Raw genomic sequence first — 24,566 nt, 5'->3', positions numbered from 1 at the left:
CATGAGCAGCGTGCTGATTCGCAACGCCAGACTGGTCAATGAAGGACGCGAGTTCGACGGTGATCTGCTGGTCAGCCATGGCCGCATCGTCAAGATCGCGCGCAGCATCGACGGTGAAAATGTCCGTGTGGAAATCGACGCCAATGGCCAATGGCTGTTGCCGGGGATGATTGATGATCAGGTGCATTTTCGCGAGCCGGGGGTGCCGGCCAAGGGCTGCATCCACACCGAATCGCGCGCAGCGGTGGCGGGCGGCATCACCAGTTTCATGGACATGCCCAACACCCGACCGGCCACCCTCACCCTCGAAGCACTGGCGGATAAAAAGCGTCGGGCGGCAATCAACTCTGTGGCCAACTACGGCTTTCATTTCGGTGTGAGCCGGGACAACCTCGACACCGTCGCCGCACTCAACCCCTGCGAAGTGGCCGGGGTCAAAGTGTTCATGGGCGCGTCCACCGGCAACATGTTGGTGGACGATCCGAGGACTCTCGAGCGTTTATTCGCCGAAGTGCCGACAATACTGCTGGCGCATTGCGAACACACGCCGAGCATCGAGGCCAATGCAGCACGTCTGCGCGAACGCCTCGGCGAACACCTGCCAGCGAATATCCATGCACTGATTCGCGATGCCGAGGCTTGCTACCGCTCCTCTTCGCTGGCGGTGGAACTGGCCAGACGTCACGGCACCCGCCTGCACGTTTTGCATCTGACCACCGCTCGCGAACTCGAGTTGTTCGAGGACAAGCCGCTCGCCCAGAAACACATCACGGCCGAAGTCTGCCTGCATCATCTGCTATTCGATGACCGCGACTATCCGGCCCTCGGCAACCTGATCAAGTGCAATCCGGCGATCAAGACCCAAGCCGACCGCGATGCTTTGCGCGCGGCGCTGCTGAGCAATCGACTGGATGTGATCGGCAGCGATCACGCGCCACATACCTGGGCGGAAAAACAGCGCCCGTATGCCGAAGCGCCGTCCGGTTTGCCACTGGTGCAACATGCGTTGCCAGCGCTACTTGAGCTGGTGGCCGATGGCGTGCTGCCGATCACCACGTTGGTGGCGAAGACCAGCCATCGCGTGGCGGATCTGTTTGCGATTCCGGATCGGGGTTATTTGCGCGAGGGGTATTGGGCGGATCTGGTGCTGGTTGAGCCAGCGGCTCTTGAAGTGTCACGGCAACCGATTCTGTCACAGTGCGGCTGGACGCCGTTCGCTGACAAGACTTTTCGCTATCGGGTGAATACCACGTTGGTGTCGGGGCAGATTGCCTGGCGGGAGCAGCGTATCAACGAAGGATGTCAGGGGCTGGCGCTGCGATTCATGCGGTGAAAACCAAGACGCCTTCGCGAGCAAGCCCGCTCCCACAGGACTCACCTTGTGCCTATGGGAGCGAGCTTGCTCGCGAAGCTTTTAAGCTCTTGGCTTCACGGTGCCGCAATCCTGACCCAGCCACACCGCACGGGTTTCCAGACTGCCCTTCTGGTTGATCCCTATGGCGTTGAACGTGCCGTTGGCCACCGTGGTGAACTCACGATCACTGAGGAACGTGGCAACCCCGGTGCCTTGCGCTTTCGGGCAGCTGAAGCGGAATTTCCACTGGTTGTCGGTGCGCTCGGTGATCTGCTGTTTGCAGCCTGACTGCGGATCGGCCAAGGGAATATCGTTGGTCGCCACTTGCTGCGGCGTCAGGCAGGCACGAATGCCCTTGCCGCCGATGTTGATTCCGTTCTTTTCCAGCGCCGCACGCTGCTGCGGGGTCATCTGGCCTTGCAACTGGCCAAGGATCGATTGCACATCCATGGGCTGGTCATCGACCTTGACGTTGCTCGAGGTCATTTCCCACAGCCCCGGCTGCAGCATTTGCGCCTGCGCTACCACCGGCATTGCCAAACCCAGGCCCAGCGCCAAACCCAGCAGACGAACGTTCATCGAAAAACTCCTGATCAGTAGTGGCCGTTAGACGTCGGCCGATTGCTTCGGTTCATGCACCAATTAAATAGCGACATTCGCCTCGGAACATGGTCTGTTACGCATTGAGTCTTCAGGAGCAAGGCTGCCCCATGGATTATTTTGGACCGCACATTTTCGGTTATCTGATCGCCCTGATACATAGCCTCGGCTTGATCGCCGCCATCCACGCGGTGCTGACCGTACGCACCGCCCAAGGCTCGATCGCCTGGGCATTGTCGCTTATTTTCATTCCCTACCTGACCCTCATCCCTTATCTGGTTTTCGGCCGCAGCACCTTCGACGGCTATATCAAGGCGCGGCGTCAGGCCAACGAACAGATGCGTCAGGCGATCTCCGAGTTGAACTGGCGCCCATGGGTCGAAGAAGCCCTCACCGCCCGCGCCTCGAAGGCCTACGCCTCGCTGCGCGCCATGCCCAAACTGGGACGCATGCCGTGCCTGGCGAACAACCAGGTGCAACTGCTGGTGAATGGCCACGCGACCTTTGAGGCGATCTTCCACGCCATCGATCAAGCGCGCGAAGCCGTACTGGTACAGTTTTTCATCATCCATGACGACCGCCTCGGGCAGCGCCTGCGCGACCTGTTACTGAAGAAGGCCGCGGAAGGTGTGGCAATTCATCTGCTCTACGACCGCATCGGCAGCCACGCCCTGCCCCACAGTTATGTGCAGGCGCTGCGCGATGGCGGTGTCGAGGTCAAAGCCTTCGCCACACGCAGCGGCTGGCTCAATCGCTTCCAGGTGAATTTCCGCAACCACCGCAAAATCGTCGTGGTCGATGGCGTACTCGGCTTCGTCGGCGGGCATAACGTCGGCGATGAATACATGGGCGAGAAACCGCCCCTGGCGCCGTGGCGCGATACCCATGTTCAGGTGCGCGGGCCGGTGGTGGCCTGCATGCAGGAGTCGTTTGCCGAGGACTGGTTCTGGGCAGCACGGACGTTGCCACCGCTGATCCTGCCGGATGTCTACCCGGAAGATGGCGTGCTCTGCCAATTGCTGGCGAGCGGCCCGGCGGATGCCTACGAAACCTGTTCACTGTTCTTCGTCGAAGCCATCCACGCGGCGACGGAACGAGTGTGGATCACCAGCCCCTACTTCATTCCCGATGAAGCCGTGTTCGCCGCGTTGCGCCTGGCGGTGCTGCGCGGCGTCGACGTGCGCCTGCTGCTACCCTCGCGTCCCGATCACCGCATCGTCTACGCCGCGTCCAGCCTGTATGCATTCGAAGCGGTGCGCGCTGGCGTGCGGGTGTTCCGCTACGAGCCGGGGTTCCTGCATCAGAAAGTGGTACTGATCGACAGCGAAATCAGCGCCATCGGCAGCGCCAATCTGGACAACCGTTCGTTCCGGCTGAATTTCGAAGTGATGCTGCTGACCGTCGACAGCGAATTCGCCGCCCACGTGAAACGCATGCTCAACGATGATTTCGAGCAGGCTTATGAAGTCGCCAAAGAAGAAAGCCGGGAGATCCACCGCCTGCAACAGCTCGGCATGCGGATCGCCCGGCTTATTTCACCGATTCTTTAACCGGCCGCTCGCTCGAACGAGCGAACGGTCGTCAGGCCTCAGGGGTGATAAATGTCGTCGCGGGTCCAGGGCAGTTCATGGCTGCCATCCGGATGCGCCTTCACCGCAAGAATCTGGTGCAGGTTGATCCAGCCACGGGCGAACGCATAGGCACACCCGGCCAGATACAGCCGCCAGATGCGCAAGGCCTGATCCGGCACCAGTTTCCCGGCGGCTTCGAGGTTGTCCTCCAGCCGCTCGCTCCAATGGTCGAGTGTGCGCGCGTAGTGCAAACGCAGGCTTTCCACGTCGACGATCTCCAGCCCGGCTTCGCTGATCTCAGCCGAGATCATCGCCAGGTGCGGCAGCTCGCCGTTGGGGAACACGTATTTCTCGATGAAGTCGCCAGCACCGCGTCCTACCGGACGACCATCGGTGTGTTTGGCGGTGATGCCGTGATTCATCACCAGACCGCCCTCCTTCACTGCACCAAACAGGACTTTGCAGTATTCAGCGAGGTTGGCGTGACCGACGTGTTCGAACATGCCGACGCTGACTACCTTGTCGAAACGCCCGTCCTGCGGCAGATCGCGGTAGTCGAGCAATTGCAGCTCAACCTGATCTTCCAGGCCCTCGGCCTTGACCCGCTCCCGGGCCAGTTCCAGCTGTTCTTTGCTCAGGGTGATGCCGAACACTTTGGCGCCGAATTCACGCGCGGCGTAACGCGCCAGACCACCCCAGCCGCAACCGACATCCAGCAGATAATCACCGGGCTGCAAACGCAGTTTGCGACACAGATGTCGGAACTTGGCCTGCTGTGCCTGTTCCAGAGTTTCGCTGCCGGTTTCGAAATACGCGCAGGAATACGCCATGTCGCTGTCCAGCCACAGCTGATAGAACGCGTTGGACAGGTCGTAGTGATAGGAAATGGCTTTGGCGTCGGTTTCCTTGTCGTGCACCGCACGCACTGGCTGCGCGCTTTCGTCTTCATCGAGCAAGGCGCTGCTCAATTCGTCGCAGACCCGGATGACCTCGCTGATCGAGCCCTCCAGTTCCAGCCTGCCTTCGACAAACGCCGCCCCCAGCGCGTCGAGACTCGGATGGGTGAACTGGGTGACCATCGTCGGGTCCTTGACCACAATGGTGACACTGGGCGTCGGCCCCAGGTTGAACTCATGGCCATCCCAGAGTCGCAAGCGAAGCGGAAGCTGCAGATTCTGTAAGGCCGGTGGAAGTTGCGCGAGCATGGAAAATCCCCCTTGTTTCAGACGTCAGATCTGAGGGTAGACCATCCTTGAAAAATAGCAGGCTATCGATTTAATTAGCCGAGACTATCGTTCCAGGCGCTCCTGCATGCCGTCATGCACCCACTACTGCTTTAGCCCAGGTAACGGCGTGAAGTGTGCGCCCTCTCCATAGATGACTGCCTATTCGGCGCACAGTTCGCTGAAACTCACTTCAGTGATCATCCTTGAGCTTGAGCAATGGCTCCTGAAACCGCAGCAGCCGTCCGGCATTGCCCAACACCAGCAGCGTGCTGAGGTTGTGCAGCAGCGCGGCGATCATCGCTCCGGCCGCGCCGAGCCAGCCGAATGCCGCAAACACCACGATCGCCAGGGTCCAGCCTAGACCGATGATCACGTTGACCTGCAAGGTTCGACGGCACTGACGACTCAACCGCACACAGGTGCCCAGACGGCGCAGATCGCTGCCGATCAACACGATATCCGCCGAGGCCAGCGCGATGTCGGCACCGCCGGCGCCCATCGCCACACCCACCACCCCGGCCTTGAGCGCCAGCGAATCATTGATGCCGTCACCCACCACCATCGGCCGGAAACCGTTGTCGATTTCCTTGAGCACGCGGTTGAGCTTGTCCTCAGGCAGCGCCTGCGCTTCCACCTCTTGCAGGCCGACCACGCGGGCCAGGGTCTGCGCAACACTCTGGCGGTCGCCGGTCAACAGCAACTGGCGACCCAGCCCCAGTTCGCGCAATTCAGCGAGGGCAAAGCGCGCTTCCGGTTTGACGCTGTCGGCCAGCAACAGCCAGGCGACAAATTCGCCGTTCAGTGCCAATCCGGCAATCGGCCCGTCGTGCTCGGGAACGATGGTAGTGACGATGCCCAGTTGCGCGAACAGTTCGGGACGCCCCAGCGCCGCCTCGCCCTGCGCGGTCATGGCCACGACCCCGAGGCCCTGACGCTCGTGAATGTCCGTCAGCGGCAGGCTCTGCTCCTGACTGACCAGCCCCGCCAACGCCCGGCTGACAGGATGACTGCTGGCCGCACCGAGACTGGCGGCCAGCGCCATCACCGAGGCCTGATCCAGACGCGGGCTGCTGATCGATTGTAAACGCAAGGTGCCGTAAGTCAGCGTGCCGGTCTTGTCGACCACCAGTGAAGTGAGATCTGCCAACTCCTCAAGAAACGCCGAACTGCGAATCAGAATGCCGTGGCGCGCCGCCACCGCCACTCCGGCAATTGCCGTGGCCGGTGCCGACAGCACCAAAGCGCAAGGACATGCGGCTACCAGCACCGCGAGCATCGCTTGCGCGTCATGGGTGACAAACCACGTCACCGCCGCCAACAGCAACACCAGCACCATGTAGCTGCCGGCATAACGTTCAAGCAGACGGGTGATCGGCGGTTTCGAGCGTTCGGCGTTCTGCATCAGCGCGATGACTTTGCCCAGCGTCGATTGATCGCCGGTGCGGGTCACCTCAATGCGCAGCAAGCCATCGAGGTTGATCGCCCCGCCAAACACCGTCATGCCCACTGCCGTTTCCACTGGCACCGACTCGCCGGTAATCGACGCCGTGTCGAGGCTGGCTTGGCCGAACAACACCCGACCATCCGCGGGCACACGATCCCCGGCGCGCACCTCGACCGTGTCACCGGGTTGGAGGGTGCCGTTGTCGACTTCAATGATCAAGCCGTCCGCTTGAATCTTGCGGGCGTGGCTGCGGGTCAATTGGCCGAGGGCGTGGATCGCTTCCTGCGAACCGATCACGCTGCGCTCTTCCAGCACGTGGCCGAAGATCATGATGATCGGCAGCAACACGGCGGTCAGCAGATCGCCAGTCGCCCACGCACCGAGCATCGCCAAAGCAATCAGTTGATCGGTGATGCCGTGCAGGCTCGGATAACGCAAGCTGTACCAAGCAGAGCGCATCACCGGCACCGCTACTAATAAGGAGGCGAAACCCAGCAGCAACTGACTGACACCGGTTTGCTCCGGTAACAGCCAGCGCCAGAGTAGACCGAGGCCGAGCAAACCAAGGGCGAGCATCGCCAGGGTCAATTGCCGTGCGGCGCGGCGCTGTTCGGCCGAGGACAACAGGCTCGGTGCGGCAGTGGTCGCAGTCATTTACTGGCTCCCTGAATGATCAGGCGGGAATCGTCTTTCGGATCGACCGTGGTCACCGAACCGGCCTGACCAAGAATTTTCGGCATGCGTTCGCGGTATAGCCGCAGGAGCATCTGCGGGTCGGTGCCCTGTTGTTGCGCCTTGGCCAGGCTCATCACCGTGGCAGTGTCGGCAGAGGCTTTTGCCAGCCGTTCGCCGGCCTGAGCATGGGCCACTTGCAGAGTACGGTCGGCTTGTTCGTTGGCGGTTTGGGTGAGTTTTTCCGCCTCGGTGCGTGCATTGGCGACGGCTTTGTCGGCCTGCTGACTGGCGGTCAACACCGCATTAAAGGCACTGACCGCCGGATCCGGCAGACTCGACTGAACGTCGACCCGCGCCACTTCGATGCCGATGCCCTGCCCGCTCGTCTTCAATTCAGCCAAGCGCTTGTTGATGCCTTGCACCAGATCACCGCGCAGTCGCTCACGACGTTCAGCCGCTTGATTGTCGGCGCCGATCAACTCCGGCCGAGCGACCAGAATCGTATCCAGATCCCGTGCGGCGGTCAGGGCCACAGCGCTGCGGGTGACCAGCCGATCCAGTGCTGGCAGCACATGATCACCCTGCAGCACGAAGTCATAGGGATCGCTGACTTTGTAAAACACCCGCACATCCAGTTGCACCACGCCGGCGTCGCCGGTCAGCAGATAGCCGGAACCGGCCATTGCATCGCTCAGTGGCGTGGCGAAGGTTGCTACACGATCAGCCTTGATCGCCTCACTGCTACGCAGCAGGTTTTCCACTCGGCGCTCGATGACCCGATCCGCTGCCGGCAGCAAAACCACCTGCTCGAACGGCTGCGGCCAGGCCAGCAACAGCCCGGCATTCTGGACGCGTTGCAGTGCGCCAAAGTGTAAGACCACCGCGCGATTTTGCGGATCAATCTGCCGCACATTGGAAAACGCCCACGCCAACGCAGCCAATACCGTCACCGCATATAAGGCGAAAAACGCCAGGCGTCCGGCCTGAATCCACGGACTGCTCAACGAATGTGTTCCACGTGGAACTTCATCACTCATGGCTGCGATCCGGACTTGTTTTCGACATTCGGCGGGCCGTCTACCAGAACGCGGAATGGCGCGGCGTCGGTACGGAGGATCAGCTTGGTGTCCGGCGTAACGATGGTGCCAAGGGTATCGAGTGAGCGCAGCAGGTTGTACAGCTGCGGTGAGCCAGCGTACGCACGACCATAGATTTGTGCGGCTTCGACCCGCGACTGTGCTTCGATTTCTGCCGCTTTCACCGTAGCATCGGCCTGGACAATTCGCGCATCGCGCTCGGCCGCAGAACGAATTTGTGCAGCTTCCCGCTTGCCGATGGCGGTGCGTTCGGTGGCGATTGTTTCACGCTCGGCGCGCATCCGATCAACCGTGGCCGTGAGCGTGACCGAAGGCAAGGTCAGGCGTTCGATGCCCACCTGCACCACACGCACACCGTAGGTGGCGAGCAGTTGCTGGTCGATCTGCTGACGCAGTTGCGCTTCGAAATCGGCGATACGCACTTTGCTGGCATCGGTATTCACCAGATCCGCCAGGTCGAAACTGCTGGCGGTGGTTTCCAGCGCCGAACCGACAAAGGTGCGAATCTGCCGCGCCGCTTCGTCCGGCTGGTTCTGCACCGCGCGCATGAAACGCTGCACATTGTCCGGGTCGTCCTGCACCTGCCACGCCACGTAAGCCTGAACGATGATGCGCAAACCGTCGCGGGTGCCGACATCCTGCAAACCACTCGAGGTGGTACGCAGGCGCAGATCCACCGGGATCGCCGCTTCGAACGGCGCCGGCCAGCGCCAGCTCAAACCAGGCTCAAGCAGTACCCGCGACGGATTACCGAAACGAGTGATGACGGTGGCCTCGCCCGAGCGCACCTGGACCAGGCTTGCCGCCGCGATGGCAAACCCCACCAGCAACAACGCCCAGCCCATGCGCCGCCACGGGAATGGCCCCGCCTCTTCCGGCGCACCGTGGTGATGGTGATGCCCGGCGTGGCCGTGATCGTGGCCGCTGTGGTCATGGGAATCGTGAGTGTGCGACTGGCTCAAGGGGCAACTCCTGGTTGAGCGGTGGTGCGCGCAGGCGTCGGATCAGCCGGCAGCGTGAACGTACGCAGATCGATGGTCGGCGCATTGCTGCTGCCGCCTAAACGGTGGTCGAGTACCAACAATTTGGCCTTGTTCAGACCCAGGCTGAGCTGACTCAGATATTGCTCGAGCACGAACGCCTGGCCAGCGCTGGCATAGGCTTTCTGCTCAGCCTTGAATTTCAGATCCGCCGCCTGCGCGGTGGCGTTGATTTCACGGGCGCTGGCAATGGCCTGATCGCGGGCGAGACTGGCCTGCAACTGCGCCTGGTTACTGGCCTCTGCCGCAGCACCGCGCTCACGGGAGATCAACGCCTGCGCGCCGATCTGCGCGGCTTGCACGCCGTGATAAGCATTGGCGGCGCCGGCGGGTGGATGAATTGCTTCGACCACGGTGGCGAGAATCTCAACACCGCTGTCGAGTTTCTGTAGATCACCTTGCACTGCGCGGCCGATTTCTTCGCCCAGCCCTACCCGGTCAGCACCGAGCAAACCGTCGAGGGTGCGCGAGGCAAAATCGTGCACCAGAATCCGGCTGGCGGTACTGCGGATCAGCGTCGGCACATCAGCGTTGTTGTAAGTAGCGGCCAAGGCGTCCTGATCCCGCAGGCCGATGCGATAGACGAAGCGCACGTCCATGTTGACGATCTGAAAGCTCTGCTGATCGCCACGGCTGCTGGCGATCACCTGGGATTTGTCATTGACGTGGCTGGCATCCCACAAGCGGTTGGCGGTCATCGGTGCCGGGCCTTCGGCAGGCTCAGCCTGGGTTGGCGCGGGAGCATCGCCGACGCTGGTTGCCAACTCGTGCACCACGCCATTCTCGACGCTCAATACACGGCCCAATGGCCACGGCAGACCGGCATGCAATCCGGGGCCGAACACTTGCACCGGTTTGCCGAAGCGCTCGTAGATACCTCGCCCCTGCAGCGGGATTTCGTGGATACCGGTCAGTAACCAGCCGACCGCAGCGACCAGCACCAGCACCGGCAGGAAGGCCCGGCGCATATAGCTGAACGCCCAGATCTGGCGCAGATCGATGCCGAACCGGTTGTGCAGTTCATGCTGCAAGGCGAGCAACGGCTGCGGTGGCCAGCGCAGCATATCGGCAACAAAACTGCGCGCCAGCAGGGTCGGTTCGAGCTGCTCGCGTCGAGGGCTGAACACCGACAGAACTGCGCGCAATAGCAACTCGATCGCGACGAATGCCGGCAAGATCCCGATCAACACCGCAAGCCGTACTGGCCACACCGACGCCTCGCTGGCGAACAGCAGGCACAACGCGCCCAGCACCAGACTGATGATCGCCACCCGCGCCAGTTGCGCGAGAGACCCGGCTTCCGGCCATTGCGCCGGACTCTCCTGAGCCAGTTGCCGCTCCAGCACCAGCAGGCCGAAACCCAGCAGCAACATCAGCGCCGCGCCCACCGTGGCCGACAACCCGACCGCAGCGGCAGGCAATGCCAGATTCCACACCTGCCCGATGGCGAGCACAATCAGCACTGACCAGCCGCCCAGCCACAACGTGGCCGCACCAATCTGACCGAGCAGGTGCAGACCACGCTGACTCAATCGCTCCAGCAGCCGTTCGTACCAGCCATCTGGCGCTACTGGCTCCAGCTCCTCGGTCAGCGCCACCGATACCTGCGGGTCAATCACCCCTGCACGCCATTGCGTCACCCACCACGCCGACTGCAAGCCGGCGACCAACACCAGCAAAGCCGCGCCCAAATTCACCAACAAGGCCGGCCATATCGATTGCGCGGCAAACAGTTCGACAAACAGCGCCAGCAGCCACCCTGCCCCGGCCAATCCGCCGAGACCGATGGCCAGACGACGCAAACGTCGCCCCTGCGTGGACGCTTGTTGAAAGCGCGGCAACCCGGTCACTTGCGTGCCATCGACATCCAGATCGACTTGCATATCACCCCAAAGCCATTGATTCACCGGTCTTATCGTTACGATATAACGAAAAGCGTGAAATATTCGTACACAAATTCGCTTATCTAAAGATGCGCAACCTGTCGGTTGCCTGAAGCCTTGACCGAAATGTCCGGAAACGCACATATTACGTTCGTAATTTTATCGACCGACTACTTTTAGCGATCCGCATCCCCAACGAGGAGCAACAGCATGAGCAACTACGACGTGGTCATTCTGGGCGGCGGCCCCGGTGGTTATAACGCAGCGATCCGCGCCGGCCAGCTGGGCCTGAAGGCAGCCTGCGTGGAAGGCCGCGCCACCCTCGGCGGCACCTGCCTGAATGTCGGCTGCATGCCGTCCAAAGCCTTGTTGCACGCCTCGGAGTTGTACGACGCGGCCATGGGTGCGGAATTCGCCAACCTCGGCATCGAGGTCAAACCCACGCTCAACCTCGCGCAAATGATGAAACAGAAAGACGAAAGCGTGAGCGGCCTGACCAAAGGCATCGAGTTTCTGTTTCGCAAGAACAAGGTCGACTGGATCAAGGGCTGGGGCCACATCGACGGCCCGGGCAAAGTCATGGTGACCGACGAGCAAGGCAACAAGACCGAGCTGAGCGCCAAGGACATCATCATCGCCACCGGCTCCGAACCTACGCCCCTGCCCGGCGTCGAGATCGACAACAAACGCATCCTCGACTCCACCGGCGCGCTGTCGCTGAGTGAAGTACCCAAGCATCTGGTGGTGATTGGCGCCGGGGTGATCGGCCTGGAACTGGGCTCGGTCTGGCGGCGTCTCGGCGCCCAGGTGACCGTGGTCGAATACCTCGACCGCATCTGCCCGGGTGTTGATGGCGAGGCCGGCAAAACCCTCCAGCGTGCGCTGAGCAAGCAAGGCATCAGCTTCAAATTGAGCTCGAAGGTCACCAGCGCCACCCCCTCGGTCAACGGTGTGCAGCTCAGCGTCGAACCCGCCGCCGGTGGCAGCGCCGAATTGCTGGAAGCCGACTACGTGCTGGTCGCGATCGGCCGGCGCCCGTACACCAAAGGCCTGGGCCTGGAGAACGTCGGCCTGAGCACCGACAAGCGCGGCATGCTCGCCAACCGCCAGCACCGCACCGAGGCAACCGGCGTGTGGGTGATCGGTGACGTGACGTCAGGCCCGATGCTTGCGCACAAGGCCGAAGACGAAGCGATGGCCTGCGTGGAACAGATCGTCGGCAAGGCCGGCGAGGTCAATTACGGGCTGATCCCCAATGTCATCTACACCCGGCCCGAGCTGGCCAGCGTCGGCAAGACCGAGGAGCAGCTCAAGGCTGAAGGGCGCACCTATAAAGTCGGTAAATTCCCGTTCACCGCCAACAGCCGGGCCAAGATCAACCATGAGACCGAAGGCTTCGCCAAAGTCCTCGCCGACGAACGCACGGACGAGATCCTCGGCGTGCACCTGGTCGGACCGAGCGTCAGTGAAATGATCGGTGAATACTGCGTGGCTATGGAGTTCAGCGCGTCAGCCGAAGACATCGCGCTAACCTGCCATCCGCACCCGACCCGCTCCGAGGCGCTGCGTCAGGCGGCGATGAATGTCGAGGGGATGGCGACGCAGATGTAGATGGTCACCCGAACCCTGTGGGAGCTGGCTTGCCAGCGATGGCGTCAGTCCTGTAACCATTGCGATCGCTGACACACCGCTATCGCTGGCAAGCCAGCTCCCACAGTTGACCGTGTTCCTGCTGGAGGATTGCGGTCGAATGTGGGAGCAACCCGCTCTACAGCGGAAGATGCCCCAACGGCAACGCCCCCGGCGTCTTCACCGTGTGAATCGCAAAGTTGCTGCGAATGTCACTCACCCCCGGCAGCTTCAGCAGGCAGCCGCTGAGAAAGCGGTCGTATGCGCGCAGGTCCGGCACCACCACCTGCAACAGAAAGTCCGACTCCCCCGACACCAGAAACGCCGAGATCACTTCCGGCAGCGCCGTGACCGCTGTGTAAAAGGCTTCGGCCTGCTCATCGTTGTGGCGCTCGACCTTGACCCCGACAAACACCGTCAGCCCCAGTCCCACTTCATCGCGATCGAGGTTGGCCTGGTAGCCACGAATCACCCCGGCCTCCTCCAGCATCCGCACCCGGCGCAAGCAAGGTGACGCCGACAGGCCGATCTCGTCCGCCAGCTCGACATTGCTCAGCCGTCCGTTGCGCTGCAAGGCAGCGAGAATCTTGCGATCAAAAGCGTCGAGTTTCATCTTTGGCAGATCCTGCTGGTCAAGGCACAAAAAGAAAGCAGGTTATGCCAATCGCAAGGGTTTTTGAAGCTGACTTCGCAAGCACCTGCCCCGCCCTTGCGCCATAGACTTTGCTCACCGAATCGATAACGAAAGGGCTGCGACATGACGAGTTTCTGGCTGTTTTTTCTGGCATTGGCGGTGGTCTTCCTGTTGCCCGGCCCGGACATGATTCTGTTGCTGCAAACCGGTGCCCGCCAGGGTCGCGGTGCGGCGCTGGCAACCGCCGTTGGCTTGGCGATCGCCCGGGGCTGTCACGTGGCATTGGCGGCATTGGGTCTGGCGGCGCTGTTCAAGGCGGCGCCGTGGACGTTTGATCTGGTGCGCCTGGCTGGTGCGGCGTACTTGCTGTGGATCGGCATTCAATGCTTGCGCAGCAGCTTGCTGCCGAACCTGAATACGGCTGCCGTGACTGACACCCAAGGACAATGGCGCGAGGCGATTCGCCGTGGCCTGCTGACCAATCTGCTCAACCCCAAGGCCTTGCTGTTCTGCTCGGTGCTGTTGCCGCAATTCATCGTCAATGACGGCGCAGCGGTGCTGACCCAGTTTGCCACCCTCGGCGGGTTGCTGGTGGGCATCGGGCTGCTGTTCGACAGTGCCTATGCCCTGACCGGCGCGGCGCTGGGCCGTTGGCTGCAACACAGTCCAACCGCCCAACGCGTTCAGCAATGGCTGTTCGGCAGCCTGTTGATCGGCTTCGCCGTACGCCTGACGTTTATTCAGCAGGCCTAGGGTTTGCGGGACTTGCGCCGACGACTGAACAACACCAGCACGCCAGCACTGATTAACAGCAGGACACCGACCACCGGCCACTTGTACGGACGCAACGAATTGCGCACAGCGTCGGTCACCTGGGTGACGTAACGCTTGTCGGCGTTTTCGAAATCCGGATAGGGGCACTGATTACCGAAGTCCACCGCCCACGGCACGTACGGGCCTTCATTGACGTAGCGTCGATACAGCGCGCTCTGCTCTTCCAGGCTGCTGTTGAAACCCGCAGCGTTACACAACACCGCCGCAAACGCCTGACTGGTGTGCGGCAAATTATCGGCGGCCCGGCTGGCCAGCGCGGTGGCGACAAAACGGTAGTGATAACGCTCATCCGGCTGCGCTTCACTGGCCTTCTGGCGCTGGACTTCAGCCTCGGCCACCAGCGGCCCGACTTTCAGCTCGGTGTTTTCCAGGCTGTAGTTGCCGCCAAACGTGGCGTAGTCCGGCGCCATCTCGTAACCGAGAATGTCCATGCCCCATTCACGCGCGGTCCACGCCGCGTTGTACAAGGCGCTGGCGCGTCTGGTCGGCCACCACGCAGCGTCAGCCTTCATCCGTTGCTCGCCGTACAGACGGGCCTTGTGCTGCAGATCGGGATTGTCGAAATAGCCGACCGCTTCCTCGTAATGCCCTTCACGCAGCAAGCGTCGCCCCAGCAGATTGCGCAGGCTGGCGGCGACCGGCAGCGGCACGTAGTTGTCGCGCTGCTGCTGGGTCAGCGCGGGTGGCGCCGGCACGTTGTCATCGACATAGCGTTTGAGCTCATCGACGGTCAGCACGCGCTCGGCCACCGTCGCCGCGTCGAACCAATAAATGCCGTTGCTGCGATACAACTGCACGAACGCTTGCAGGTATTCGCCACGTTGCAGCGCCAGAATCGCACTTTCGCCCTCGACCCGGCATTTCGGCTGGACGGTTTCGAAGTCCCAGTCAGGGGTGCGCCGGTAACCCCAATCTTCGCTCTGCGGGAACGCCTGCGCAGCTTTGGCATAGGCGGCAGCTGCGGCATTTTTATCGCCGTCACGCACCGCCAGTTTGGCCCGCAGCCACCACGCCAGTCCGCCGTCACCGGCGTTTTCAAGGAAGGCTTTGGCGCTGGCGTAATCACCTTGTTGATAGTTCATGGCCGCCAGTCGATCGGCGTTTTCCAGGCTGCCACGGGTGCTGTCCTGCAGCAGCTTGATCAGTTTCTTCTCATTCGGCGGTTGCTCGTCGAATGACCAACCCATGCGGCTGATCAACGAAGCGGTAACCAGTTGCTGCACGGCTTTGCGCTCCAGCAACTTGGCCAGTTGCGGCTCGGGCAGTTCGGCCAGCTCATTCATCAGTTGTTTCAGCGAGGTGTAACCCACGGCCGAACCGTGCAGGTTCTGCGCTTCATACAATTCGATGGCGCCGTTCCAGTCACCGGCGTTGCGCAGCACTCGCGCCTCTTCACCGAGGCTGGCAACCCCCAGCTCCAGCGGATCGCTGAAACCATCGATGCTCAGTTGTCGAGCCTGACGGAAGGCTGCGCGTGCATCCTCCAGCACTTCGATGACATCGCCCGCCTCGGCACTCGTGGCAAACCAGGCACGCCCGAGGGAATACGCCGCCCAGGTACTGCGCAGCGGACGCTGATCGGCCGGCAGTGCCAGCACTTTGTTGAAGTATTCGATCGCCAGCGGATGATCGCCAGTGGCAAACGCCACCGCGCCGGCCACGTACAAACGGATTTCCGCCGGCAGACTGGCGCCCTGCGCCTCGACCTGACGCGCATCGCTCAGGCCACGCAGTTGCTTGACCAGCGCCTGTTGTTCGGCGCTCAGACCGACCTGCTCGGCTTTTTCGCGCAGCGCAGCAGGCTCGCTTGCGTCGCCGTACATGTCGTCGGGATTGTGCGTCGCAGCGGTGACGTTCTTCAGCCCGGCAATGGTCTTGCCGAGGCGGCTGATCTCGAAGTTGAAGTTGCCCTCCGGCAAATCGGCCAGGGTTTGCCCGCGATTGTCGAGCAGGCGCATCGGGAAGTCCGGGCCGCAGGCCAACGCCGAACCCAGCGGCAGGCTGAGGCTCAGGCAGAGCAGATGGCGGGGCCAGTTACGGGTCAACATGCGAACCTCCTTGATCAATAAATGCACAGCGCGCCCAACCGATGGCGCGTTGTCCACCCGCCGGCAAACGACCGTCGCGCAGGCGGGTGAAGGTAAGCAGATCCGCGCTCTGTTGCAACGAGTAACCGGCAAGCGCATCGGCGCCTTCGCAAGCGCTGGCCTTGACGATGATGCGCGTGGGCCAGGCACTGTCGAGGTTTCCGACATTGCGCAGGGCGATGTCCTGCAGGCCATTGTGGTCGCTGAACGTCAGGCCGAGTTGGCTGCTCAACGCATCGCCGCGGGCCACGGCGCGCAACGTGGTCAGGCTCCAGGCCCGACGATCATTGGCCAGCGGCAGGCGAAACCAGATCAGCCCGGCCAGATGTTCCGGCGGGTCCTCGCGCAGCGCTTTTGCAAGTCGGCTCAGTTGCAACGGATCGGCGAGCAGTTCCCGGCGTTGCCCTTCACGTTCGATCGGTACTTCGCTTTCCACCACCGGGGCACCGTCGGCATCCGGCAGCAGCGCCACGCCATAGGCCGGCAGCGCCAGATAGAACGGTTTGCTGCTGATTTTGCCCCAGGCGCTGGCCCAGCGCCGAGCCTGCTCGGGGTCGAACAAGCCGCGTCGCGGATCGCTGACGGCGTGCACCTGCAGCACGCTGCTGTCGACTGTGGCCAACAACGCCGGCAGCTGTGAACTGCCGAGCCACGCCGGCAGCGCGGTGATGCTCAGCGGCAACGATGCGGGCAACGCGGAACGCAGATGTGTGAGGAACTCGATGTATTCCGGCAGACGCGCATTACCCGCGTCATGATCGATCTCGACGCCACTCAGGGTCAGTCCCTGCGCCTGCCAGTCGGCGACAACCTGAAGAATCTGCGCCGTGACCTGCGACTGATCCAGACTTTTGAGCTGACCGTCGAGACGAATCACCGCGATCAGAGGCCGGCCATCGTGCTTGAGCAACGGCGCATCGATCCGCGCCCGATGCCAGCCGTCACTGGGGAATGCCTGCAAGGCCAACACGCGCAGGGTCGAAAAGTCGCTGCGGCTGTCTTTCAGCGCGAGCTCATGGGCGGGCGTCCATTGCCGTTGCCAGACGTAGAGTTGCTGATCGAGTGGCGCTGCGTCCTGTCGTTCACAAGCACAGAGCAACAACACCGCCAGCATGGCCGACAACCCGACGATAACGCGCATACCTTGCAGATCCCTGAGACATCAGGCTGCAAGGTTACACAAAAGCACTCAGGGCTTGCGGGCAATGATCACCTGACTCTTCGCCACCACCGCGTCCAGCGCCTGCTTGATCTGTGCACCACGGGGCGAATCGAGCACCGCTTGCCAGGTGTTGGCCCAATGCTCGAGCAACGGATGATCGGGGTTGCTGAAATCGACCTTGGCTTCCCAGAACAGCAGCATCCACATCGACCAGTAAAAACCGTACTGGCTGTGGCTGATGATCTCCAGCCCGGCGTCACTGACCATCGCCTTGAACTGCTCTTCACTGATGATGCGAATGTGGTTGGGTTTCTGGAAATAATCCGGCGAGGCAATGTCTTTCTGCAAATCTTCCGAGCTGGGATGCGGCACGCTCAGCAGGTACAGCGCTCCCGGCTTGCCGACCCGTACCAGTTCGGCGAGAAATTGCGCCGGATCGTCGACATGCTCGATGACTTCGGTGGAGACCACGCGGGTGGCGGTGGCATCGGCAATCGGCAGCGGGTTGCAGTCGGTCACGTGGCATTCGACGCTGCGTGCCGGGGTATCGCTCAGACGCTGGCGGGTGGCCTCGACTTTGGCCGCGTCGATGTCGGCAATGATGATCTTCGCCCCGCGCATGCCGCAGAAATGCACATTACCGCCGTCGCCACAGCCGACATCGAGCAACGTGTCATCGGCGCTCACCCGAAAGCCTGTGAACAGCTCGTCGGTCTCCTGATTGAACCAGCCACTGAGCTTTGCGTCGTACAGGCCGAGCATGTACGGATCAACCTTGTCGGCGGCAGATGGCACAGCAACCGGTGCGGGAGACGTTGCCGTGAGTTTCTTCAAAAGGCTCAGCATGAGGTAGCTCCAGAGGATGGGACGGCGGTTCGCGACGTACCGAGGCGGCGCACCAGCGCGGCGCCGCGATTGCGCATCGGCATTTCGATGAATCGGTAATTCAATTCGCTGAGCAGCGCGATCAGACCGCCGGCGATCAGCACCGTGAGAATCGGGTGCCCGGCCGGACTGGGCAGCCCCGCGTCCTGCAAGCGGAAGATCAATTCACGGACCAGCAGATAGGCCGGAATATGGATCAGGTAGATGCCGTAGGAACGGCTGCCGATCCACGCCATCAGCCGTTGCAACCTTCCGCGCGGCAGCAGGTAATCGCGGTTGTACGAGGCAATCCACACCAGCAGCGCGCTGAGCATGGCGATCGAGCCGATGCGGTAAGAGGCGAACGTGAAGCGGTCGGTGGCCATGTAACTCAGCAGCAACGCCAGCACAATCAGTACCGAAACGCCGGCCCACGGCCGCCGCAGGAACCTCGGTTCCCAATGGGAATAACCCGGCTGCGCGCTCCACATCGCCAGCAATACGCCGAGGGCCAGGGCATCGGTGCGCACCACCATCAGCAAGGGGGTGCGCAACGTGAACAGTTGCACCGCGACCAGCGCCAGCAATACCCAGCCCAGATGTCGGCGACACACGACAATCAGCAGCGGGAACAGCAAGTAGAACTGCTCCTCCAGCGCCAGGCTCCAGTAGACGAAACTGCTGCCGTATTCGTACTGAAAGAAACTGTCGGCAAAACGGAAATTGGCGTACTGCAACACCCCGGCCAGTGTCGCCTGCAGGTTGGCGTGCAGCGTGCCGAACGCACCTGAGCGATTGAGCAAGACACAGGCCAGCAACATCAGCGCCAGCCACAGCCAGGCCGAGGGCAACAAACGAAAGGCCCGGCGCAGCCAGAAATTGCGTGTCTGCTCCCAGCACTGCCGACGGCTCGTGCAGCCTTGCAGCACGGGGATCAGGCTGCGGGCGATGACAAATCCGGAGATCGCAAAAAACAGGTCAACGCCCCACCAGGACTGCGCCCAATGGTGGACTGTTTGCAGCAGCGGCACGGTGTCGGTGAACAGGCTGCCCTGCAGGTGATGAAACAGCACACCGAGCACCGCGATCGCGCGCAGTACCTCGATGTCCATGATCCGCTTGCTGTTCATGCCCCGCGCATCTCGGGGTCTGAGGCGAACCGGCGTTCGAACAACTGCCCCAGAAACACCTGCAACCGCTGCTCGGCCACTGCCTGACTGCAGAAATCCTGCAGGCTGCTCACCGCCTGAGCGGCCATCTGTGCATAACGTTGCGGATCGTCTTTGGCGACCGCATAGCTGGCGCGATAGGCCGTGCACAACGACGTCCAGTTAGTCACATAACGCAGGGTGCGGAAGGCCTTGCGCGGGTCATGCGGCCAGGCCGTGAGCTCGTCGGTGGAGTCGATCAGAAAGGCGTTGTCGGCACTCAGGTAATCGATCATTGCCGTCGTACGCGGCGCCACCGCCGGTTTGCCGCAGGACATGAATTCCATCAACGGCAGGCACTGGCCCTCGCCGTAGGACGTGTTGACCACATAGCGGGTCGCCTGCACCAGGCGCTCATAATCGGCGTCCGCGAGGTAGCCGTAGATCAGCACGATCCGGCAGCGGTAGGACTGATTCTTGTACAGGTGGTGGAGGATGTCGCTCAGCGCTTCTTCGGCATCGTGGTGCGTCAGTTTCAGCACGAGCGTTGCGTCCTCGACCTCGCGGAACGTCACGCAGAATGCACTGAGCATGTCCTCCCAGTTCTTGCGCCCATCGCCGGGATTGAACACTGAGGTGTAGACCACGCCGTCGAGCAGCAACTCCTGCTCCCTGACCGGCGCATGAAAATCGAGTCCCTTGCCCGTGCGCAAAGGCCGGGGGGCGAATGCGTTCAAGTCAAGTTTGCGACTGTCGGCCACCAATCCCTTGATCTTCAACCGTACCGGTCCATTCGGTGGCTGGCCCTGCAACGGCGCACCGCGGGCGGCAAAGCGATCCCATACCGGCGCAGGCACCGCGACGATCGGGTAATCGCTGTCCATTGCCTCGCGCACCGCGTTAACGGTGTAGCTGGAATGGGTGATCGCCGCTCCGCAAGCCTGCAGCACCGTGCGCCAGTCGTTGCGCGGCTCACCGGCAAACGGCTCATTGGGGATGGTGCTGAACTCCCACGCAAACACCGGCAAAGTCGGACACATCAGGTGTACCGGCGTGCGATGGGGCGGCGAGAACGACAGGAAGACGCACGGCTCGCCACTGGCCCGGCATTCCTCGTAAAGCGCGTCGACTTCGGTCAGCGGATCGGCCACTTCCACCACGCGTCCGAGACGCTCGAGTACCGGGCGATATTCCTTGAGCACGAAGTAATAGCTGTACTCCGAGCGCCCCAGATTCTGTGCAATGGTGTGCTGGTTGGTTTCCGAATGAATGATGATCAGCATGAGGCGTTTTCCGTCACTGACGCAGCATTGGCGGGATGCGGTGCAAGCCCGAAAAATTCCGCCATGCGCGTTTGCACGGGGGCAAAAGCGCAGTAGTCATGCATGCGCTCGACCGCTGCCGCCGACATCTGCCGGTACCGCTCCGGCTGGTCTTTGGCCATGCGGTAGCTGTCCTCGTAGGCTTGTTTCAGTGAAGCCCAATCCGGGCGGTGGCGCAGGGTGCGGTAAATCAGCCGCGAGTCCTGCGGCCAGATGGCGGGTTCTTCGCTGGACTTGATCACGAAGGCGACGCTGTCGTCGATGTAGTCTTCCATGGCCGTGTGGTCCGGAGCGATTACCGGTTTGCCACTGGACATGAACTCCATCAATGGCAGACACAGGCCCTCACAGCGCGAGGCGTTGACGTAGTAACTGGCAGCGGCATAAAGCCGGGTGTACTGGGCGTCATCCAGATAACCGTGCAACACCACCACCCTGCAGGCAAAGGGTGAGAGCTGCGCCAACAGGGTCATTAATTCGCTGTAGTAAGACGCGAGGTCGTTCTGGGTGATTTTCAATACCAACGTGGCATCGGCCGTTTCCCGAAACGCCCAGCAAAACGCGGTGATCAGTTGATGCCAGTTCTTGCGGCCATCTTTGGGGTTGAATACGGTGACGTAGACCACACCGTCGACCGTGGTGTCGACCACCGACGTGGTGTCCGGCAGATCCAGCGGCGGCGGTTCGACCACTGCCACCGCCTGTGGACCGGCGATACTCGGCAGCTGTCGCTCCAGCCAGGCATGCGCCCTGCGTGAGAAAAGATCACGCAGTCCCTCCCAATACCAGTGATGCAGAAACTTCACCCGCGGCTGTTGCTGTTCGCGGCCTGCATCCAGGCGCCACTGGCGCAGGTAGTGCCGGGCGATGACCAGGCGCCGTTTGAAGGTCAGCGGAGGAGGTCGCTGTGCCTCGATCGCGGCCAGTTGCTCGGCGGTCAGTGGTTTGGGCAGCAGGTCATCGGCTGAGAGCGCCAGCGTACGGCTGTCGAAAATGCAGCCCTTGATCGCCAGCGGCGTGCCTGGATTGACCGGCGCCGGAACTTGCTGCTGACGAATCGCCGCAAAGTTCTCCCACAATGGTGTCGGCAACACCAGTACCGGAAAGTCCTCGCCCAGCGCCCGGCGAATCGCCCGGGCAGTATGGCTGGACAGAGTAATCACCCGCCCTTGTCGGGCCAGCATCAGCGTCCAGTCGTGGCGCGGATCGTTGTCCCAGATCTCGTCCGGGATCGAATCGAACTCCCAGGCAACCACACACAGGGTCGGACACTCGAGATCGGTCGGCGTATTTTGCGGCGGGGTGAAGGAGAGAAACAGGCTGTCTTCGCCCGCCTCGCGCAATTGGCGAAAGAGCGGATCAACCTCGGTGATGGCGGACACCACATGCACCCGCCCAAGGCTTTCCAGCACTGGGCGATAAGCCTTGAGCACGAAGTAGTAACTGTATTCGGGACGCCCGAGACTCTGGCTGATGGAACGGTCGTTGACGTCCGAGTAAAGAATGAAGTTCATGGCATCCCACGATGAAGCCGCCATCCCGGCTGCTTCAATCCATGACGGCGAAGCGCTGAATCGTGGTCGGCATGCCGACACTCGTCCTGCATCTTCCAGCCCGTCTTTGTTCTTGTTTTTAGTGGTCGGTTTTACCTTGTGACGCGGCAATCCTGGTGAACCTGGAAAATCGCGACGAAGCGCATTCTAAACACATCCGACGAACGTTCGTGAACCTCCGGAACAGAATAAATGTGTCTACGCTGATGAGAACTGACCGGTCACGGTTTGGAGTGTTGAAATTACTTTGCAATTGGCACAGATTGGTAACAAACAACTACAACAACTATTTCGCCTGTCGTCTTGTCGATTTTTTCCTTCGATCTGACAGACCTTCCCTTAAAGCCTGCAGGAAGTGGCGAAAGTTAAAGACCAAGGGGTCGCTGTTTGAAAAATCGTCTGTTCGTCACGGATTTTCATGGATCCGCGGGACAACATATCCGGACACCCCCGCTGGGAGTTGACGCGGATTGGGAGCTGCTGAACGCGGCTTCGACATACCACCGCATGACACCGGACAGTCTTGCCCTGCCGCAGCCACAAGACAGAGGCGCAACCGTCGCCATTGGCGCGATTCCACCAGTAGCCGTTTTCAAATTCACGTTCCGCAGCGTATCCGTCGTTCAGGCCTTCAAACCTCTCATCGCTGACTTGCGAAAAACCGTCGCGCAACTCCCGCCCGCACCTGTTGTGAATGCGAGCGACATGGTGGAGGGCGTCTGATGGGGCATGTGCGTGTGACAGGCCTGGGCAAGGTCTACAAGCAATACCCCTCGCGCTGGAGCCATCTGGTCGAATGGTTGGTCCCGTATGCTTCGCGGCGTCACTACCAACATTGGGCGCTGCAAGACATCACCTTCAATATCGCTCCCGGTGACGCAGTAGGCATCACCGGTATCGAAGACTTCGTCGATTGCTCGTGGCTGAGTGCCAAGACATCGATTACCCGCAGCGCCGAATTGGCGAATACGGAGCGCGCTCTATGACCCGATTAATGGTGGAATGTACCCATGTATTCAACCACCCGAAACTCAATTCGGGGATTCAGCGGGTGGTGCGAAACGTCATCAATCAGTTGCCTCCGAATGCCCAAGGCTTCGAGTGCATTCCGGTAGTGCTGCTCAACGGCAAACTTTACCAGGTTCTTCATCTTGCCCCCTTCACCACACCGGTGTTGAATACTCTCGCTGCATTCGGTGATCGGCTGGAGCGCCTGTCGCATCGTTTCTGGCAATGGCAGCAACGACTCGGCGCCAAGTGCACCTCGCAATCGGCGAAAAAACTGATTTATTTTTCTTATCGTTTGACCGCCTTCGGCACATTCGGCATTTCCTTGCGGGTTTTCAGAAAAGTAAGCCGCTTCCAACTGCTGAAACGTTGTGCACCGGTGCGCCATCAACCAGGCGATCAGCTGGTGTTGCTCGACTCCTCTTGGCATTCAGATATTTTTCCTCACGTCGAACAGCTCAAACATGAGGGTGTCGGTGTAATCGCGGTGATCTACGATCTGATCCCTGTGACTCATCCGCACTTCTACGAGGCGCGCCCAGCGCAGGTATTCAGTGAGTGGTTCGACTGGATCGTCCGCACCGCTGATGGCTATATCACGATTTCTGCCACCGTGCGTGACGAAGTACGGTCAGAAGTGCAACGCCGGATCGGGAAAGTACAAACCGAAAAACGTTGGTTCGATTACTTTTACCTGGGGGCGGAGCTGGATCTGCACAGCGAGAACGTAATCGTTGACCCTTGCCTGCAACGAATTTTTAACTCCCCTGAGCCTGTGTTTCTGATGGTCAGTACCATCGAGCCGCGCAAGAATCATGCTTACTTGTTGGATGCTTTCGACCGCGCATGGGCAAGTGGCTCGAATGCAAAACTGTGCATCGCAGGACATGTAGGCTGGAAGTCTGACGAACTATCCAATCGAATACGCAATCATCCAGAGTTGAATCAGCGTCTGTTCATGTTCAACAACCTGAGTGACACCAGCCTTGAATATGCCTACGCGCATGCCAGCTCCCTGGTGTTTCCTTCTTTCGTGGAAGGTTTCGGTCTGCCACTTGTAGAGGCAATGAAACGCGGGCTGCCGGTCATGGGGAGTGATATTGCAGTGTTCCGTGAAATCGGGCGCGATTTCATGGCCTACTTTGATTTGAATAATCCTCAAAGCCTGGCTGACCTGATCGACAAATTCGAACGCAGCGGAAAATTCCCGGCAACTCGCAATGTCGGCGAATGGAGTTGGATCGGCTGGCGCGAGGCGAGTTTGCAATTGGTCGAACACAGCGCAAGAAATGTCAGGACAGCAATGGCGCGAGATGTCGAGAGTTTTGAGGACACGAGTGAACCCGTACGTACAACCACCTCAAAGCCCGAAACCACAAGGTTACGCACACCTACGTCAATCAGTTCATCGCCCCATTGGTGAACCCGTTACATC

21 protein-coding genes are annotated in these 24,566 nt (G+C 61.0%); 8 read left to right on the top strand and 13 right to left on the bottom strand.

The features are described 5' to 3' along the window. Position 1: 1 nt before the first annotated feature. A complete protein-coding gene (locus V3W27_RS01180; RefSeq protein ID WP_330205749.1) occupies positions 2-1,333 on the top strand; it encodes a dihydroorotase in 1,332 nt (443 codons plus the stop codon). Positions 1,334-1,414: 81 nt separating this feature from the next. On the opposite strand, the gene V3W27_RS01175 is transcribed toward V3W27_RS01180, so the two are convergent. Continuing rightward, positions 1,415-1,933 carry a DUF3617 domain-containing protein gene (locus V3W27_RS01175; protein WP_330205748.1) on the bottom strand — a complete coding sequence of 173 codons (519 nt, stop codon included), beginning with the start codon at positions 1,931-1,933 and terminating at the stop codon, positions 1,415-1,417. A 131-nt stretch (positions 1,934-2,064) separates the two neighbouring features. Between V3W27_RS01175 and cls the strand changes: the two genes are divergently transcribed. Continuing rightward, the gene (gene cls, locus V3W27_RS01170) at positions 2,065-3,504 is read left to right on the top strand and encodes a cardiolipin synthase (protein WP_330205747.1); all 1,440 of its coding nucleotides are present in this window, start codon (positions 2,065-2,067) and stop codon (positions 3,502-3,504) included. 38 nt (positions 3,505-3,542) lie between these two features. Here the strand turns inward: cls and cfaB are convergent, their stop codons facing one another. From cfaB to hflK (V3W27_RS01145), 5 genes are all read right to left on the bottom strand, one after another. After that, positions 3,543-4,730: a C17 cyclopropane fatty acid synthase CfaB gene (cfaB, locus tag V3W27_RS01165; protein ID WP_027610322.1), complete on the bottom strand. Its 1,188-nt coding sequence runs from the start codon at positions 4,728-4,730 to the stop codon at positions 3,543-3,545. 211 nt (positions 4,731-4,941) lie between these two features. Further along, positions 4,942-6,849, bottom strand: a complete 1,908-nt coding sequence (locus tag V3W27_RS01160; RefSeq protein ID WP_330205746.1) for a heavy metal translocating P-type ATPase — start codon at positions 6,847-6,849, stop codon at positions 4,942-4,944. Further along, complete coding sequence (hflK, locus tag V3W27_RS01155) at positions 6,846-7,907, bottom strand: protease modulator HflK (RefSeq protein ID WP_330205745.1); 1,062 nt, start codon at positions 7,905-7,907, stop codon at positions 6,846-6,848. The genes V3W27_RS01160 and hflK (V3W27_RS01155) overlap by 4 nt, the downstream gene beginning before the upstream one ends. Next, complete coding sequence (gene hflC / locus V3W27_RS01150) at positions 7,904-8,929, bottom strand: protease modulator HflC (RefSeq protein WP_330205744.1); 1,026 nt, start codon at positions 8,927-8,929, stop codon at positions 7,904-7,906. The genes hflK (V3W27_RS01155) and hflC overlap by 4 nt, the downstream gene beginning before the upstream one ends. Continuing rightward, the gene (gene hflK / locus V3W27_RS01145) at positions 8,926-10,890 is read right to left on the bottom strand and encodes a protease modulator HflK (RefSeq protein WP_330205931.1); all 1,965 of its coding nucleotides are present in this window, start codon (positions 10,888-10,890) and stop codon (positions 8,926-8,928) included. Before hflK (V3W27_RS01145) ends, hflC begins: the two co-directional genes overlap by 4 nt. Before the next feature lie 210 nt (positions 10,891-11,100). Here hflK (V3W27_RS01145) and lpdA point away from each other — a divergent pair, with 210 nt between their 5' ends. Then, positions 11,101-12,501: a dihydrolipoyl dehydrogenase gene (gene lpdA, locus V3W27_RS01140; RefSeq protein WP_330205743.1), complete on the top strand. Its 1,401-nt coding sequence runs from the start codon at positions 11,101-11,103 to the stop codon at positions 12,499-12,501. A gap of 157 nt (positions 12,502-12,658) precedes the next feature. On the opposite strand, the gene V3W27_RS01135 is transcribed toward lpdA, so the two are convergent. Next, on the bottom strand, positions 12,659-13,132 hold the full coding sequence (locus tag V3W27_RS01135; RefSeq protein WP_141126007.1) for an Lrp/AsnC family transcriptional regulator: 474 nt from the start codon (positions 13,130-13,132) through the stop codon (positions 12,659-12,661). Between the two features lie 144 nt (positions 13,133-13,276). Between V3W27_RS01135 and V3W27_RS01130 the strand changes: the two genes are divergently transcribed. Next, positions 13,277-13,906: a LysE family translocator gene (locus tag V3W27_RS01130; RefSeq protein ID WP_041073815.1), complete on the top strand. Its 630-nt coding sequence runs from the start codon at positions 13,277-13,279 to the stop codon at positions 13,904-13,906. Here the strand turns inward: V3W27_RS01130 and V3W27_RS01125 are convergent. Genes V3W27_RS01125 through V3W27_RS01100 form a run of 6 tightly spaced genes read right to left on the bottom strand, consistent with a single transcriptional unit; the run spans position 13,903 to position 22,084 of the window. Beyond that, entirely contained in the window at positions 13,903-16,035 is a 2,133-nt protein-coding gene (locus V3W27_RS01125) for a hypothetical protein (protein WP_330205742.1), read from the bottom strand. The two genes, V3W27_RS01130 and V3W27_RS01125, sit on opposite strands and share 4 nt — an antisense overlap. Then, on the bottom strand, positions 16,022-17,215 hold the full coding sequence (locus V3W27_RS01120) for a DUF3142 domain-containing protein (protein WP_330205741.1): 1,194 nt from the start codon (positions 17,213-17,215) through the stop codon (positions 16,022-16,024). The genes V3W27_RS01125 and V3W27_RS01120 overlap by 14 nt, the downstream gene beginning before the upstream one ends. A 48-nt stretch (positions 17,216-17,263) precedes the next feature. Beyond that, the gene (locus V3W27_RS01115) at positions 17,264-18,082 is read right to left on the bottom strand and encodes a class I SAM-dependent methyltransferase (RefSeq protein WP_330205740.1); all 819 of its coding nucleotides are present in this window, start codon (positions 18,080-18,082) and stop codon (positions 17,264-17,266) included. Beyond that, complete coding sequence (locus V3W27_RS01110; RefSeq protein ID WP_330205739.1) at positions 18,076-19,230, bottom strand: acyltransferase family protein; 1,155 nt, start codon at positions 19,228-19,230, stop codon at positions 18,076-18,078. The genes V3W27_RS01115 and V3W27_RS01110 overlap by 7 nt, the downstream gene beginning before the upstream one ends. After that, on the bottom strand, positions 19,227-20,531 hold the full coding sequence (locus V3W27_RS01105; protein ID WP_139055051.1) for a glycosyltransferase: 1,305 nt from the start codon (positions 20,529-20,531) through the stop codon (positions 19,227-19,229). Before V3W27_RS01105 ends, V3W27_RS01110 begins: the two co-directional genes overlap by 4 nt. Continuing rightward, positions 20,525-22,084: a glycosyltransferase gene (locus tag V3W27_RS01100; RefSeq protein WP_247267129.1), complete on the bottom strand. Its 1,560-nt coding sequence runs from the start codon at positions 22,082-22,084 to the stop codon at positions 20,525-20,527. Before V3W27_RS01100 ends, V3W27_RS01105 begins: the two co-directional genes overlap by 7 nt. Here V3W27_RS01100 and V3W27_RS01095 point away from each other — a divergent pair. The 4 genes from V3W27_RS01095 to V3W27_RS01080 all read left to right on the top strand — a co-directional run bounded on the left by V3W27_RS01095 (position 22,083) and on the right by V3W27_RS01080 (position 24,554). Further along, complete coding sequence (locus V3W27_RS01095) at positions 22,083-22,226, top strand: hypothetical protein (protein WP_247267128.1); 144 nt, start codon at positions 22,083-22,085, stop codon at positions 22,224-22,226. The genes V3W27_RS01100 and V3W27_RS01095 overlap by 2 nt on opposite strands. Positions 22,227-22,510: 284 nt before the next feature. Continuing rightward, positions 22,511-22,846 (top strand): hypothetical protein, encoded by a 336-nt coding sequence (locus tag V3W27_RS01090; protein ID WP_247267127.1) that lies wholly within the window; start codon positions 22,511-22,513, stop codon positions 22,844-22,846. Next, a complete protein-coding gene (locus tag V3W27_RS01085; protein ID WP_431061409.1) occupies positions 22,846-23,109 on the top strand; it encodes a hypothetical protein in 264 nt (87 codons plus the stop codon). Before V3W27_RS01090 ends, V3W27_RS01085 begins: the two co-directional genes overlap by 1 nt. Beyond that, entirely contained in the window at positions 23,106-24,554 is a 1,449-nt protein-coding gene (locus V3W27_RS01080; RefSeq protein WP_330205738.1) for a glycosyltransferase family 4 protein, read from the top strand. The genes V3W27_RS01085 and V3W27_RS01080 overlap by 4 nt, the downstream gene beginning before the upstream one ends. The last annotated feature ends 12 nt before the right edge of the window (positions 24,555-24,566 follow it).

This window comes from Pseudomonas sp. AM14(2022), from assembly GCF_036346455.1.
GTDB classification, from domain to species: domain Bacteria; phylum Pseudomonadota; class Gammaproteobacteria; order Pseudomonadales; family Pseudomonadaceae; genus Aquipseudomonas; species Aquipseudomonas putida_A.
This window is presented reverse-complemented; position numbering and strand designations above follow the sequence as displayed.